Genomic DNA, 14,516 nt, shown 5'->3' with positions numbered 1-14,516 from the left:
CCCTCTCCTCTGGAACACCATTCGGCATGCCCCGGCGTGCTGTCCGAACCGGGCGAGGAGAGGCGATACGTCCGTGAGTCGCGAAAGACGCGGCCACGTCTACGGAAGGAACACTTCGTGGCAACGAAGTCCCAGGACCGCCGCAAGGTGCGTCTGTCGCGTGCCCTCGGCATCGCGCTGACCCCCAAGGCAGCCAAGTACCTCGAGAAGCGCCCCTACGCTCCCGGCGAGCACGGTCGCACCAAGCGCAAGCAGGACAGCGACTACGCCGTCCGTCTGCGCGAGAAGCAGCGTCTGCGCGAGCAGTACGGCATCCGCGAGAAGCAGATGCGGAACACGTTCAACGAAGCCCGCCGCAAGGACGGCCTGACCGGTGAGAACCTGGTCGAGCTGCTCGAGATGCGTCTCGACGCCCTCGTCGTCCGCTCCGGCTTCGCCCGCACCACGGCGCAGGCCCGCCAGCTCGTCGTGCACCGTCACATCCTCGTCGACGGCCAGCTCGTCGACCGCCCGTCGTTCCGCGTGAAGCCGGGCCAGCTCGTCCACGTCAAGGACAAGAGCGAATCGCTCGAGCCCTTCCAGGTCGCAGCCGCCGGCGGTCACGCCGACGTCCTGCCCCCGGTCCCGGCTTACCTCGAGGTCGAGCTCGACAAGCTGCAGGCGCGCCTCGTGCGTCGCCCGAAGCGCGCCGAAGTGCCCGTCACGTGTGACGTGCAGCTCGTCGTCGAGTACTACGCCGCGCGCTGACACATCAGCACGCACACGAAGGGCGCCGGGGTCACCCCGGCGCCCTTCGTCGTTTGCGCCTAACATGGAACCCATGAAGAACGCGCTGTGGTTCCTGCTGGGCATCACCGGCGGCTTCGTGGCCGCACACCTCGTCAACAAGGACCCGCGTGGCCACGAGGTCCTCGCCGAGGTCGACGCCCGCATCTCCGAGTTCACGGAGCGCATCGGCGACGCCTACCGCGCGCAGGAGGCCAAGATCGAAGGCCTCGTCGCCGACGCGAAGGACGCCGCGTCCCACGTCGTCGACGCCGCGCAGAAGGCTGCATCGGCAGCCGCCGACGACGTCGCGGATGCCGCGGCCGAGGCCGTCGAGGCGTCCAAGGACGCCGCCGCCAAGCTCACCGACTGACCCGCGTCACCGCGGCGCCCCGTACGGGTGCGCCGCGTCCGCATGCTCTCCCGAGGGACCCACTCCATGAAGACCGCTGAGATCGCCCAGCGCTACCTGTCGTACTTCGAGAAGAACGACCACGTCATCGTGCCGTCGGCATCCCTCGTGAGCCCCGACCCCTCCGTCCTGTTCACGATCGCGGGCATGGTCCCGTTCATCCCGTACCTCAACGGCACCGTCCCGCCGCCCTACCTCCGCGCCGCGGACAACCAGAAGTGCATCCGCACGAACGACATCGAAGAGGTCGGCAAGACCGCTCGGCACGGCACGTTCTTCCAGATGCTCGGCAACTGGTCGTTCGGCGACTACTTCAAGGAGGAGGCGATCGGCTACGCGTGGGAGCTCCTGACCTCCGCGCGCGCCGACGGCGGCCTCGGCTTCGCCGAGCGCGACCTCTGGGTCACCGTCTACGAGACCGACGACGAGGCCGCCGCACTGTGGCAGAAGGTCGCGGGGCTCCCCGAGCACCGCATCCAGCGTCTCGGGCGCGAGGACAACTACTGGTCCACCGGGCAGCCGGGCCCCGCCGGCCCGTGCTCGGAGATCTACTTCGACCGGGGGCCGAAGTACGGCCAGGACGGCGGACCCGCCGTCGACGACAACCGGTTCACCGAGATCTGGAACCTCGTGTTCATGCAGGACGCGATCGCGAACGTCCGCTCCAAGGTCGACTTCGACATCGTGGGTGAGCTCCCCAACAAGAACATCGACACCGGCATGGGCCTGGAGCGCGTCGCGTTCATCACGCAGGGCGTCGACAACATGTACGAGACCGACCAGGTGCGCCCGGTCCTCGACCGCGCCGTCGAGCTGTCCGGCCGCCGGTACGGCGCCGACCACGGCGACGACGTGCGCTTCCGCGTCATCGCCGACCACATCCGCTCGTCCCTCATGCTCCTCTCCGACGGCGTCACGCCGTCCAACGAGGGCAGGGGGTACATCCTCCGCCGCCTCATGCGCCGCTCCGTGCGCGCCATGCGCCTGCTCGGCGTCGACGCCCCGACCTTCCCGGAGCTCTTCGCCGCGTCGCGTGACGCGATGAAGGCCGCCTATCCCGAGGTCGAGACCGACTGGCACCGCATCTCGCAGTACGCCGTCGCCGAGGAGGAGACGTTCCTGCGGACCCTCGCGGCCGGCTCGACGATCCTCGACCTCGCCGTCGAGGACACCAAGCGCTCCGGGGGCGACTCGCTCGCCGGCTCCGAGGCCTTCCTCCTGCACGACACGTACGGCTTCCCCATCGACCTCACCCTCGAGGTCGCCGAGGAGGCGGGGATCTCCGTCGACCGCGACGCGTTCGACGCGCTCATGCTGGAGCAGCGCACGCGCGCGAAGGCGGATGCCAAGTCCCGGCGCCGCGCCCTCGCCGACCTCAGCGTCTACAGCGCCCTCCGCGCGAAGGGCGAGACGGTCTTCACCGGCTACAGCGACCTGGAGACCGAGTCCACGGTGCTCGGCCTGCTCGTCGACGGCCAGCCGGTCGATCGCGCCGCGCAGGGGCAGATCGCCGAGGTCATCCTCGCGGAGACCGCGCTGTACGCCGAGTCCGGCGGCCAGGTCGCCGACAAGGGCGTCATCGTCGGCCCCGGGTTCGAGCTCGAGGTCATCGACGTGCAGAAGCCGGTGCCGGGACTCGTGAGCCACACCGTCGAGGTGACGACGGGTGAGGTCGGGGTCGGCCAGCCCGCGACGACCGTCGTGGATGCCGTGAACCGCCGCGCCGCGCGTCAGGCGCACTCCGCGACGCACCTCGTGCACGCGGCGCTGCGCGACACGCTCGGCAGGTCCGCGACGCAGGCCGGCTCGCTCAACCGCGCCGGATACATGCGCTTCGACTTCACGTGGGGCCAGGCGCTCTCCGAGGCGACCCGCACGGAGATCGAGGAGATCGCCAACAACGCCGTCCGGGACAACCTCGAGGTGACGACCCGCGTCCTCCCGCTCGCGGAGGCGAAGGAGCTCGGGGCCATGGCCCTCTTCGGCGAGAAGTACGGCCAGACCGTGCGCATGGTCGACATCGGCGGCCCCTGGTCGCGCGAGCTGTGCGCCGGCACGCACGTGTCCACGAGCGCCGAGGTCGGTCTCATCAACCTCGTCGGCGAGTCGTCGGTCGGCGCCTCCAACCGCCGCGTCGAAGCCCTCGTCGGACTCGACGCGTTCCGCGAGCTCGCGGCCGAGCGCGCCATCGTCTCCCAGCTGACCTCCTCGCTGAAGACGCCCCGCGACCAGATCCCCGCCCGCATCGCGGAGCTGACCGCGAACCTCAAGGCCGCCGAGAAGAAGATCGCCCAGTTCGAGGCGAAGGCCCTGGGCGAGCGGCTCCCCGCACTCCTGGAGACGGTCCAGCGCGCCGGCGCGCATCGCGTCGTCGCGCAGTCGCTCGGCGCCGTGGCCTCCGCGGACGACGTGCGCGGCCTCGCGCTGCAGCTGCGCGAGCGGCTCGGCTCCGATGCGGCCGTCGTCGCCCTCGGCGCGGATGTCGGCGGGCGTCCCGTCGTCATCGTCGCGACCAACGACGCCGCACGAGACGCCGGCGCCAAGGCGGGAGCCCTCGCGAAGACGGCGTCCGCGACGCTCGGCGGGGGCGGCGGCGGCCGCGACGACCTGGCGCAGGGCGGCGGCACCGACGTGTCGGCGCTGCCGGTCGCGCTCGCGGCGATCGTCACGGCGCTGGAGTCGGCGACCGCGTGAGCGGGTTCCGTCGCGGAGTCCGACTCGGCGTCGACGTCGGGACGGCCCGCGTGGGCGTCGCGCGATGCGACCGCGACGGCCTCCTGGCCGTCCCCGTCGAGACCGTCCCCCGCACCGACGCCGCCGCGGCCCGCGTCGCGGAGCTCGCGGCGGAGTACGACGCGTTCGAGATCCTCCTCGGCCTGCCCATTAGCCTGGGCGGCAGGGAGACCTCCTCGACCGCCGACGCACGCGCCTTCGCCGCGGCCGTCGGGGCGGCGTCCGGCCTGCCGATCCGGCTCGTCGACGAGCGTCTCAGCACGGTGTCGGCGCACGCGGCGCTGCGGGACTCTGGGAGAACACAGAAGTCGTCTCGTAGGATTGTCGACCAAGTCGCGGCGGTCGTCCTGCTCCAGCAGGCGATCGACGTCGAGAAGAGCACCGGCAACCCGGCCGGCACGCCATTGCCTGATCCGCAGGAGTTCGTCTGATGCCCGACACACCGTCGAACGACGATCAGTTCGCGGACCTCTTCAGCAAGCTGCCGACCCCGACCGAACGCGGGGGCGTGCACCCGGAGTCCGAGCCGCCGACGTCCGCCGGCGCGCCGTCCGCCCCGCTCAGCCGCCGCGCCGCCCGACAGGCCGCGACCACCGGAACGACGCCCACGGTGTCGAGCTCGCCGTCCGGGGCGCCCCTCGCCGCGTCCGCGGGTCCGGTCAGCGCACCGACCGCACCCGTCGCAACGGGCGCCGCGACCGCCGACTCCGGCGTCGCCGAGACGTCGCGCTCCACGATGACCATCGACGCGCTGTTCACCGATGAGACGCACCCCGGGGAGAAGCACCTCGTCGATGAGCGTCACGAGCGCGACCGCCGCAAGGGCCGCATCGCGGGGTGGGTGATCCTGCTCGTCGTCCTCGCGATCGTCGGCGGCATCGCCGCCGGTGGCCTGTGGGTCTGGAACACGTATGAGGAGCCCATCCGCGATCTGTTCGGGTGGAGCGAGCCGAAGGACTACGAGGCCGGAATGGCCGAGGGGGAGGCGCTCGTGACGATCGTCTCGGGCGACACCGGCGCCACGATCTCCGAGCACCTCTACGAGGCCGGGGTCACGAAGACCTCCGGCGCGTTCTACGACCACCTCATCTCGACGGGCCAGAACCCGACGTTCGTGCCCGGGGTGTTCACGCTGCAGCAGCAGATGACCTCCGCGGCGGCCCTCGAGGCCCTCATGGATCCCGCCAACAAGCAGGAGAACACCGCGCAGCTGCGGGAGGGCCTCACGGTCGAGAACACGCTGCCCCTCCTGGCGGACGGCATCGGCCTCCCCATCGAGGACTTCCAGGCCGCGGTCGCCGATCCGTCGGACTACGGCGTGGACGCGGACAGCCTGGAGGGCTGGCTCTTCCCGGCCACCTACACGTTCGATCCGGGCGTGACGGCGGAGGAGGTCATCCAGGCCCTCGTCGACAAGACGGTCAGCGTGCTGGACACCGTCGGCGTGCCCGCGGACCGCCGGGGCGAGATCCTCACGATCGCGTCGATCATCGAACGGGAGGCGCGCTTCGAGGACGACTTCTACAAGGTCTCGCGCGTCATCCAGAACCGTCTGGACGAAGGCAACGACGAGACCTACGGCAAGCTGCAGATGGACTCGACGGCGCAGTACGGCTACGGCGAGATGCACGACGGCACCGTCAGCTCGTCGCAGGAGGCCCTCGAGGACGACAACCCGTGGAACACGTACGTGCACGCGGGGCTGCCGGTCGGTCCGATCGCGAACCCCGGAGAGCTCGCGATCGATGCGGCGCTGAATCCCGTCGACGGGCCGTGGCTGTACTTCGTGACCGTGAACCTCGACACCGGCGAGACCGAGTTCACCGAGACGTACGCCGAGCACCAGCAGGCCATCGAGAAGTGGACCGCGTGGTGCGAGGACAACCCGGACTCGGGCTGCTGAGCGGTGGCGGACGCCGCGCTGGAGGTCTGGGGCGACCCGATCGAGCACAGCCTTTCGCCGGCGCTGCACGCGGCGGCGTACCGGCAACTCGGCTGGGACTGGACCTACGGCCGGCGTCGGGTGACGGAGGCCGCGTTCCCCGGCGAGCTCGCCGCATCCGCCCCCGCGCTGCGCGGACTGTCGCTCACGATGCCGCTCAAGGCGGCCGCGTTCGCGGCCGCCGCGACCCGCGATGAGCGCGCCGCGCTGACCGGCGCCGTCAACACGCTGCTCCTGACCGGCGCCGCGCCGCGCGGCTTCAACACCGACGTCGGCGGCATCGTCCGCTCGCTCGCCGAGGAGGGCGTCGACGGCGTCGAGGATGCCCGCATCGTCGGCGCCGGCGCCACCGCGACCTCCGCCCTCGTCGCCCTCGCCGAGCTCGGGGCCCGCCGCGTCGAGGTGGCGGCGCGCCGCCCCGCCGCCGTCACGCCCCTGCAGGTCCTGGGTGACCGGCTGGGGATCACGGTCCTGCCGGTGCCCCTGACCGCGGATCCCTTCGCGCCGGTGCCCCTCACGATCGCGACCCTCCCCGGCGGCGCGCCGCTGGAGCCGCTCACCGCCGACGCCCTCGCCACCGGGGGTGGCCTGCTGCTGGACGTCGTCTACGGGCACTGGCCCACGGCGCTCTCGGACGCCTGGGAACGCGTCGGCGGGCGCGCCGTCAGCGGGGCGGGGATGCTGCTGCACCAGGCGGTGCTGCAGATCCGGATCTTCCGCTCCGGCGACCCCGCCGAGCCCCTGCCGGACGAGACCGCCGTCGTGGCCGTCATGCGTCGCGCGCTCGTGGGAGGATAGGGCAATGCTCCGCGTGCTCACGGCCGGCGAATCGCACGGCCCCGAACTCGTCGCCGTCATGGAGGGCCTGCCCGCGGGCGTCCCCGTCTCGCGCGCCGCCATCCAGGCCGACCTCGCTCGCCGCAAGCTGGGCTACGGCCGCGGCTCGCGGATGAAGTTCGAGGAGGACGAGCTCACGATCTCCTCCGGCGTCGTGCACGGGACGAGCATCGGCAGCCCGATCGCGCTGCGCATCGGCAACACCGAATGGCCGAAGTGGGTCGAGGTCATGAGCCCGGAACCCGTCGAGCTCACGGAGAAGTCCCGGGGCCGCGGCGCCGCGCTGACCCGCCCGCGCCCCGGCCACGCCGACCTCGTCGGCATGCAGAAGTACGGCTTCGACGAGGCCCGTCCGATCCTCGAGCGGGCCAGCGCCCGGGAGACCGCCGCACGCGTCGCGCTCGGCGCCATCGCACGCGGCTTCCTCGGCGAACTCGGCATCCGCCTCGTCAGCCACACGCTCTCCATCGGCCCCGTCCGCGTGCCGGAGGACGTCGCCGTGCCGGCGCCGGACGATGTCGACGCGCTCGACGCCGACCCGCTGCGGTGCTTCGACGCCGCCACGAGCGCGGCCATGGTCGAGGAGGTCGACGCGGCCCGCAAGGACGGCGACACCCTCGGCGGCATCGTCGAGGTGCTCGCGTACGGGCTGCCGCCCGGGCTCGGCTCGCACGTGCAGTGGGACCGACGCCTCGACGCGAAGCTTGCACATGCGCTCATGAGCATCCAGGCCATCAAGGGTGTCGAGGTCGGCGACGGCTTCGAGACCACCCGGCGCCGGGGGTCCGCGGCGCACGACGAGCTGTTCGCCACGGGCGCCGGCATCGCACGCGCGACCGACAAGGCCGGCGGCACCGAGGGCGGCATGTCCACGGGGACGGTCCTCCGCGTCCGCGCCGGGATGAAGCCGATCGCCACGGTCCCGCACGCACTCCGGACCATCGACGTCGCGACGGGTGAGGCGGCCACGGCGCACCACCAGCGCTCCGACGTCTGCGCCGTTCCCGCGGCCGGTGTCGTGGCGGAGGCGATGGTCGCCATCGTGCTGGCCGAGGTCGTCCTGGAGAAGTTCGGCGGCGACAGCGTCGCCGAGACCCGTCGGAACCTCGACGGCTACCTCGCCGCCATCCCGGACAGCCTGCACACGGCCCCGGGCAGCGACGACTCGCTCGGATGACGAGCCCCGCGATCGTCCTCATCGGTCCGATGGGCGCGGGCAAGACCAGCATCGGCAAACGGGTCGCGAAGCGGCTCGGGGTGACCTTCTACGACAGCGACGTCGCGGTCGTGCGCGCCCACGGTCCCATCGAGGCGCTGTTCAGCACGCACGGCGAGGAGCACTTCCGCGCACTCGAGCGCGCCGCCGTGCACGCGGGCCTCGCGCAGGGCGGCATCGTCGCGCTCGGCGGGGGCGCGGTGCTGCATCCCGACACCCAGGCGGAGCTCGCCGGCCACCACGTCGTGCTGCTGACGGTGTCGCCGCACACGGTGGGTTCCCGCATCCGCGGGTCGAAGCGCCCGCTGCTGCACGGCGAGGACCCCATCGCGCGCTGGCGCGAGGTCTTCGAGTCCCGACGCGAGCTCTACGAGCAGCTCGCCGACGTCACCTTCGACACGTCCACCGGCCCCCTGCAGGACGTCGTCGACGCCATCACCGACTGGGTTCAGGAGAACACATGAGCCAGACCACCGTCATCACGGTCGCCGGCGACCAGCCGTACGACATCACGATCGGGCGCAGCATCCTGCCCATGATCGGCGACGTCCTTCCCGCGGCGGCCCGCCGCGTCCTCATCGTGCACCCGCCGACGCTGTCCGCACAGGCAGAGAAGCTCCGCGCGCTGCTGGGGGAGGACCGCCAGGTGCTCCTCGCCGAGATCCCGGATGCCGAGCAGGGCAAGCGCGTCGAGGTCGCCGCGTTCTGCTGGCAGGTCATGGGGCAGGCGGACTTCACACGCACCGATGTCGTGATCGGGTTCGGCGGCGGCGCCGTCACCGACCTCGCCGGCTTCGTCGCCGCGACGTGGCTGCGCGGCGTCACGCTCGTGCAGGTTCCGACGACGGTCCTCGGCATGGTGGATGCCGCCGTCGGCGGCAAGACCGGCATCAACACGGCCGAGGGGAAGAACCTGGTCGGCGCCTTCTGGCCGCCCCGCGCCGTGGTGTGCGATCTGGAGATGCTCGACTCGCTGAGCGACAACGAACGTGTCGCGGGCTTCGCCGAGGTCGTGAAGGCCGGCTTCATCTGGTACCCGGAGATCCTCGATATCATCGAGGCGGACCCGAAGGCCGCCGTCGACCCGCACAGCGCGGCCTTCCGGCGGTGCATCGAACTCGCCATCGAGATGAAGGCGCGCGTCGTGGGGGAGGACCTCCGTGAGGCGGGTCTGCGCGAAGTCCTCAACTACGGCCACACGCTCGGTCACGCCATCGAGCACTCCGAACGGTACCGCTGGCGGCACGGCGCCGCGATCTCGGTCGGCATGGTCTTCGCCGCGGAGCTGTCCCGTCTCGCGGGCCGACTGCCCGACGCCGTCGCGCAGCGGCACCGCGACATCCTCGAGCTCCTCGGGCTGCCGACCACGTACCGCGCGGGCGCGTGGCCGTCGCTGCTCGCCACGATGCAGCGCGACAAGAAGTCCCGCGGCTCGATGCTGCGCTTCATCGTGCTCGACGACATCGCCAAGCCCACCGTGCTGCAGGCGCCGGACGAGTCGCTGCTGTTCGCGGCCTACCAGGAGGTCGCGGGGTGACGGACCCCGTCGAGGTGCGGCGCGTGCGCCTGCACGAGTGGCGGGAGGTGCGGGACCTGCGGCTGGAGGCCGTCAGCGACCCCGCCGCCTCGATCGCCTTCCTCACGACGCGGGAGGAGGAGCTCGCCCGCGACGAGGCGTTCTGGCGGCAGCGCGCGGCGGGCGCCGCACTGGGCGACACCTCGGCGCAGTTCGTCGCGATCGCGGACGGTGACTGGGTGGGGACCGCCACCGTCCTGCTCCGCGAGCGCGGCACACGGGACCACCTCGGCCGCGAGGTCGAGGCTCCCCGTGCCGACATCGTGGGCGTGTTCCTCGCCGCCGCGCACCGGGGGACCGGGATCCTCCCGCGGCTCTTCGAGTCCGCCGCGGCGTGGGCCGCCGACCACGGCGTCGACGCGCTCACCCTCGACGTCCACGTCGACAACGCCCGCGCGCAGGCGGCCTACCGCACGGCAGGGTTCGTCCCCACCGGCGTGACGTTCACGAGCGCGATCGGGCCCGAGCTCGAGATGCGCCGCGCGCTGCCGTGAGCGCGGACGGCACTAGGGTGCTGACGTGAACACCTCGCGCCGCCTCCTGCTCGTCAACGGGCCGAACCTCAATCTCCTGGGGATGCGCGAACCCGAGATCTACGGCCGAGACACCCTCGCCGACGTCGAGCGGCTCGTGTCCGAGACCGCCGGGGCGCGCGGCTTCGAGGTCCGTGCCGTGCAGAGCAACCACGAGGGCGTCCTGATCGACGCCATCCACGCCGCCCGCGAGGACTGCGCCGGCATCGTGATCAATCCGGGCGGGCTGACGCACACCTCGGTGGTCCTCCGCGACGCGCTGTCCGGGGTCGCGCTGCCGGTCGCGGAGGTGCACATCTCCAACGTCTACGAGCGGGAGGCGTTCCGGCACCACTCGTTCGTGGCCGACGTCGCCGCCGTCCACGTGATCGGCGAGGGCGTGCCCGGGTACGCGCGTGCGACGCAGCTGCTCATCGACCTGCTCTCGGGCAGTTCCGACCTCCCAGCGGTCTTCCCGTAGAATCGACTGTCGGCCCGCGCTTCGACCCCGTCAGCGCTGCGGCCCCGAATCCCACACGAACGGAAACTTCACACTCATGGCATCTACCGCAGACATCAGGAACGGCGTCGTCCTCAAGATCGACGGACAGCTCTGGAGCGTCGTGGAGTTCCAGCACGTCAAGCCCGGCAAGGGCGGCGCGTTCGTCCGCACGAAGCTGAAGAACGTCGTCTCCGGCAAGACCGTCGACCGCACCTACAACGCGGGTACCAAGATCGAGATCGAGAACGTCGACCGTCGCGACTACACGTACCTGTACAACGACGGCGACAGCTTCGTCTTCATGGATGTCGCCGACTACGACCAGCTGAGCGTCCCGGCGGCGACCGTCGGCGACGCGAAGAACTTCCTGCTCGAGAACCAGCAGGTGCAGATCGCGCTCAACAACGACAACCCGCTCTACGTCGAGCTGCCGGCATCCGTCGTCCTCGAGATCACGTACACCGAGCCGGGCCTGCAGGGCGACCGCTCGTCGGCCGGCACGAAGCCCGCGACCGTCGAGACCGGCTACGAGATCCAGGTGCCGCTGTTCCTGGAGACCGGCACCAAGGTCAAGGTCGACACGCGCACGGGCGACTACCTCGGTCGCGTGAACTGAGCATTGAGCGCCCGCAGCAAGGCGCGCAAGCGCGCCCTGGACATCCTGTACCAGTCCGACATCCGCGGTGACGACCTCGCCGTGACGCTCGCCGCGGAGGCCCAGCGCGCTGCGAGCGAGCCGTCCCGCGAGGCGTCGTGGCTGTACGCCCGCGAGATCGTCGACGGTGTCATCGACAACCGCGACGACATCGACGAGCAGATCGTCACGCACGCGCGGGACTGGAAGATCGACCGGATGCCGGCCGTCGACCGGGCGATCCTCCGCATGGCGGTGTGGGAGCTCCTGCACAACGACGATGTGCCGACCGCCGTCGCGATCGACGAGGCCGTCGAGCTCGCGAAGGAGTTCTCCACCGACGACTCGAGCTCCTTCGTCCACGGCGTCCTCGCGCGCATCGCCCGCTCCAGCTGACTCCGGGACGAAGGCCCGCCGCCATGGATGCCGCGCGCCCGACGCCGGGTGAGCCGGCAGCGTCGTGGCGCTCGCTTCTCCCGTCGCCGCCCGCGGAACCCGTCGAATCGCTCGCCCTCGGCGTCGAACTGCGCCAGCGCGAGACATCCGCGGAGGCGCATTGGGCGCCGCGCCGCATCCAAGCCGTCACGCCGCGGAGGTTCGCGCGTGACCCGCACGACCTCCTCGTGGGCCTCCGGCCGCTCATGCGCGGCGCCGGTGGCTGGATCAAGGGCGACGTCACGTGGGAATCGCTGCGACGCAGCGGACGTGGCCGACGCTGGGGCGCGGCCCAGGTGCGCTGGTTCACCGAGCTGCACGCTCTCGCGCGCGACGACCGGATCCTCGGCGGGTTCACCGACACCTCGGAGTGGCTGACCCTCGACACCATCGAGGCCTCCCTCCTGTGGGTGCACCTCGGCGCCGCGGCGGCACTCGGCATCCCGGTGGTCCCCACCCGGAAGGACCTCGACGTCGCCCTCGCGCGCGGCGCGGACGTCGACGTCGTCCTGACGCGCGAGGACGAGGGCCTCCGACTCGCACCGCGTGTCGAGATCGACGGCGCCCCCGCGGACGCGCCCACCGTGCGCCCCGTGGCCCGCAGCGGCCTGTACGCCGTCGCGCCGGACGGCGCACGCCTTCGCGTGACGCTCGCCCCCGTCCCGCTCAGCGAGACCGCGCGGGCGGTGCTCCTGTCACCGGGGCCCATCATCGTCCCCGCACAGGAGGTCGACGATTTCGTGCGCGACGCGTATCCCGCGCTCTCCCGGCACCTCACGCCGGCGCCGGAGCTCGACCTTCCGGCCCCGCCGCACACGACCCTCGTCGCCGCGGTGGCCTTCCGGCCCGGCGACACGATCGAGTACACCTTCCGCTGGGAGCGCGCGGGTGCGGGGAGCGGTGCCTACGACCCGCCCGCCGACGACACCGAGTCCGCCGCGGCCGACGCCCTCGAACGCGCCTGGGCGGACTCCGTCCCGCTCCCGTTCGCCCCGGCCGCGACGCTGCGGGGCATCGACGCCGCCGAGTTCGGCGCACGCGCCCTGCCCCTCCTCGAATCGCTCGAGGGCGTCCGCGTCGTCGTGACGGGTACCCGGCGGAGCTACCGCGAGCTCACCGACGACCCGCGGATCACCGTCTCGACCGTCGAGTCCACGGACCCGGACTGGTTCGACCTGGGCATCATCGTCGAGATCGGCGGCCGGCGCGTCCCGTTCACACCGCTGTTCACCGCCCTCGCCCTCCGCCGGAAGAAGATCCTGCTCAGCGACGGACGGTACTTCTCCCTCGCGCACCCGGCCCTGGACCGTCTCCGCGAGCTCATCGACGAAGCCGCCGGGTTCGACGAGTGGGAGGCCGGGCCCCGCATCAGCCGCTACCAGACGGCGCTCTGGTCGGACTTCGAGGACCTCGCGGACATCTCCGCACCGGCGGTGAGCTGGCGGGAAGCGGCGAGCGCGCTGCGGAACGTCGACCGGGTCGAGCAGGCGCCGCTGCCCACGGGACTGCGCGCCGAGCTGCGCCCCTACCAGCGGGACGGTTTCGACCGGCTCGCGTTCCTGTGGCAGCACCGGCTCGGCGGCATCCTCGCGGACGACATGGGGCTCGGCAAGACGCTGCAGGTGCTCGCCCTCCTGGCGCACGCGCGGGAGACGGGGGAGCGGCGACCCTTCCTCGTGGTCGCACCGACCTCGGTGCTGTCGGTGTGGCGGGAGGAGGCCGCCCGGTTCACCCCCGGGCTTCGGGTGCGGGTCGTGGACTCGACATCCGCGACGCGCGGGACGCCGCTGGCCGTGGCCACGGCGGGCGCCGACATCATCGTCACGTCCTACACGCTGCTGCGCCTCGACGAGGCGGAGTTCACCGCCCCCGAGTGGGCCCTCGTGATCCTGGACGAGGCCCAGTTCGTGAAGAACCCACGCACGCGCGCGTATCGGGCCGCGGCGGGGCTGCACGCGGACGTCACCCTCGCCGTCACGGGGACCCCGCTGGAGAACAGCCTCGCGGAGCTCTGGACGCTCCTCTCCCTCACCTCGCCGGGCCTGTTCGCCTCGGCCCGCCGGTTCCGCGAGGAGTACGTCAAGCCGATCGAGCAGGGCAAGGTCCCGGAGAACGTCGAAGGCGGCCCGTACCGTGCGCGGCGGATCGAACGCCTGCGCCACCGCATCCGCCCCTTCGTCCTGCGGCGCACGAAGGAGCTCGTCGCGTCGGAGCTCCCACCCCGGCAGGAGCAGGAGCTGCGCATCGAGCTCAGCAGCGCGCACCGCGCCGTCTACGACACCGTCCTCCAGCGGGAGCGGCAGAAGGTGCTCGGGCTCCTCGAGGACCTCGACCGCAACCGGTTCATCGTCTTCCGCTCGCTGACGCTCCTGCGCATGCTCGCGCTGGCGCCGTCCCTCGTGGATGCCGGGAACATCCGCTCGAGCAAGCTCGACGCCCTGCTGGAGCGCCTCGACGAGGTCGTCGCGGAGGGGCACCGCGCGCTCGTCTTCAGCCAGTTCACCTCGTATCTGAGCCTCGTCTCCGCGGCGCTGGATGCACACGGCATCCGTCATGTCTCCCTCGACGGATCGACGCGCGACCGGGCCGGGACGGTCGAGGAGTTCCGCGCCGGCGACGCTCCGGTCTTCCTCATCAGCCTCAAGGCAGGCGGCTTCGGGCTCACCCTCACGGAGGCGGACTACGTCTTCCTGCTCGATCCGTGGTGGAACCCCGCAGCCGAGGCGCAGGCGATCGACCGCACGCACCGGATCGGCCAGCACCGCCCGGTCAACGTGTACCGGCTCATCGCGGACGGCACGATCGAGGAGAAGGTCCTGGCCCTTCAGGAGCGGAAGTCCCGACTCTTCCACGCCGTCCTCGACGACGATGAGATGCTCTCCCGCGCGCTCACGGCCGAGGACATCCGTGACCTGTTCGAGGACTGAGCGCGCGGTCCGCGTTTTCCACGGC

14 protein-coding genes are annotated in these 14,516 nt (G+C 71.8%); all 14 read left to right on the top strand.

Going from position 1 to position 14,516, the window contains the following annotated elements:
* The first annotated feature begins 117 nt into the window (after positions 1 to 117).
* The 14 genes from rpsD to QZL85_RS14955 all read left to right on the top strand — a co-directional run bounded on the left by rpsD (position 118) and on the right by QZL85_RS14955 (position 14,491).
* Positions 118 to 747 carry a 30S ribosomal protein S4 gene (gene rpsD, locus QZL85_RS15020; RefSeq protein WP_295578284.1) on the top strand — a complete coding sequence of 210 codons (630 nt, stop codon included), beginning with the start codon at positions 118 to 120 and terminating at the stop codon, positions 745 to 747.
* A gap of 73 nt (positions 748 to 820) precedes the next feature.
* On the top strand, positions 821 to 1,138 hold the full coding sequence (locus QZL85_RS15015; protein WP_295578282.1) for an ATPase: 318 nt from the start codon (positions 821 to 823) through the stop codon (positions 1,136 to 1,138).
* Between the two features lie 66 nt (positions 1,139 to 1,204).
* Positions 1,205 to 3,871: an alanine--tRNA ligase gene (alaS, locus tag QZL85_RS15010; RefSeq protein ID WP_295578280.1), complete on the top strand. Its 2,667-nt coding sequence runs from the start codon at positions 1,205 to 1,207 to the stop codon at positions 3,869 to 3,871.
* Positions 3,868 to 4,341: a Holliday junction resolvase RuvX gene (ruvX, locus tag QZL85_RS15005; RefSeq protein WP_295578278.1), complete on the top strand. Its 474-nt coding sequence runs from the start codon at positions 3,868 to 3,870 to the stop codon at positions 4,339 to 4,341. Before alaS ends, ruvX begins: the two co-directional genes overlap by 4 nt.
* Positions 4,341 to 5,813, top strand: a complete 1,473-nt coding sequence (mltG, locus tag QZL85_RS15000) for an endolytic transglycosylase MltG (protein ID WP_295578276.1) — start codon at positions 4,341 to 4,343, stop codon at positions 5,811 to 5,813. The genes ruvX and mltG overlap by 1 nt, the downstream gene beginning before the upstream one ends.
* A 3-nt stretch (positions 5,814 to 5,816) precedes the next feature.
* Entirely contained in the window at positions 5,817 to 6,650 is an 834-nt protein-coding gene (locus tag QZL85_RS14995; protein WP_295578272.1) for a shikimate dehydrogenase, read from the top strand.
* A 4-nt stretch (positions 6,651 to 6,654) separates the two neighbouring features.
* Positions 6,655 to 7,866, top strand: coding sequence for a chorismate synthase (gene aroC / locus QZL85_RS14990; RefSeq protein ID WP_295578269.1), 1,212 nt, complete (start codon positions 6,655 to 6,657; stop codon positions 7,864 to 7,866).
* Positions 7,863 to 8,369, top strand: coding sequence for a shikimate kinase (locus QZL85_RS14985; RefSeq protein ID WP_295578267.1), 507 nt, complete (start codon positions 7,863 to 7,865; stop codon positions 8,367 to 8,369). Before aroC ends, QZL85_RS14985 begins: the two co-directional genes overlap by 4 nt.
* Positions 8,366 to 9,442: a 3-dehydroquinate synthase gene (gene aroB, locus QZL85_RS14980; protein ID WP_295578264.1), complete on the top strand. Its 1,077-nt coding sequence runs from the start codon at positions 8,366 to 8,368 to the stop codon at positions 9,440 to 9,442. The genes QZL85_RS14985 and aroB overlap by 4 nt, the downstream gene beginning before the upstream one ends.
* Positions 9,439 to 9,975, top strand: coding sequence for a GNAT family N-acetyltransferase (locus QZL85_RS14975; protein WP_295578260.1), 537 nt, complete (start codon positions 9,439 to 9,441; stop codon positions 9,973 to 9,975). Before aroB ends, QZL85_RS14975 begins: the two co-directional genes overlap by 4 nt.
* Positions 9,976 to 10,000: 25 nt before the next feature.
* Complete coding sequence (gene aroQ / locus QZL85_RS14970; RefSeq protein WP_295578256.1) at positions 10,001 to 10,474, top strand: type II 3-dehydroquinate dehydratase; 474 nt, start codon at positions 10,001 to 10,003, stop codon at positions 10,472 to 10,474.
* Positions 10,475 to 10,550: 76 nt separating this feature from the next.
* A complete protein-coding gene (gene efp, locus QZL85_RS14965; RefSeq protein WP_295578253.1) occupies positions 10,551 to 11,111 on the top strand; it encodes an elongation factor P in 561 nt (186 codons plus the stop codon).
* A 3-nt stretch (positions 11,112 to 11,114) separates the two neighbouring features.
* A complete protein-coding gene (gene nusB / locus QZL85_RS14960; RefSeq protein ID WP_295578250.1) occupies positions 11,115 to 11,525 on the top strand; it encodes a transcription antitermination factor NusB in 411 nt (136 codons plus the stop codon).
* A 23-nt stretch (positions 11,526 to 11,548) separates the two neighbouring features.
* Positions 11,549 to 14,491, top strand: a complete 2,943-nt coding sequence (locus QZL85_RS14955; RefSeq protein WP_295578246.1) for a DEAD/DEAH box helicase — start codon at positions 11,549 to 11,551, stop codon at positions 14,489 to 14,491.
* The last annotated feature ends 25 nt before the right edge of the window (positions 14,492 to 14,516 follow it).

The sequence above is a fragment of the uncultured Microbacterium sp. genome (genome assembly GCF_900078385.1).
Classification (GTDB): Bacteria; Actinomycetota; Actinomycetes; order Actinomycetales; family Microbacteriaceae; genus Microbacterium.
Note: the sequence above shows the minus strand (reverse complement) of the source record. Positions and strands in the feature narration are given on the sequence as shown.

Excerpts from the sequence above, each read along its gene's own strand:
- QZL85_RS15015 (WP_295578282.1), top strand. The coding sequence starts at position 821 with ATGAAGAACGCGCTGTGGTTCCTGCTGGGCATCACCGGCGGCTTCGTG.
- mltG (WP_295578276.1), top strand. The coding sequence starts at position 4,341 with ATGCCCGACACACCGTCGAACGACGATCAGTTCGCGGACCTCTTCAGC.
- aroC (WP_295578269.1), top strand. The coding sequence starts at position 6,655 with ATGCTCCGCGTGCTCACGGCCGGCGAATCGCACGGCCCCGAACTCGTC.
- QZL85_RS14985 (WP_295578267.1), top strand. The coding sequence starts at position 7,863 with ATGACGAGCCCCGCGATCGTCCTCATCGGTCCGATGGGCGCGGGCAAG.
- efp (WP_295578253.1), top strand. The coding sequence starts at position 10,551 with ATGGCATCTACCGCAGACATCAGGAACGGCGTCGTCCTCAAGATCGAC.
- aroB (WP_295578264.1), top strand. The coding sequence starts at position 8,366 with ATGAGCCAGACCACCGTCATCACGGTCGCCGGCGACCAGCCGTACGAC.
- QZL85_RS14955 (WP_295578246.1), top strand. The coding sequence starts at position 11,549 with ATGGATGCCGCGCGCCCGACGCCGGGTGAGCCGGCAGCGTCGTGGCGC.
- alaS (WP_295578280.1), top strand. The coding sequence starts at position 1,205 with ATGAAGACCGCTGAGATCGCCCAGCGCTACCTGTCGTACTTCGAGAAG.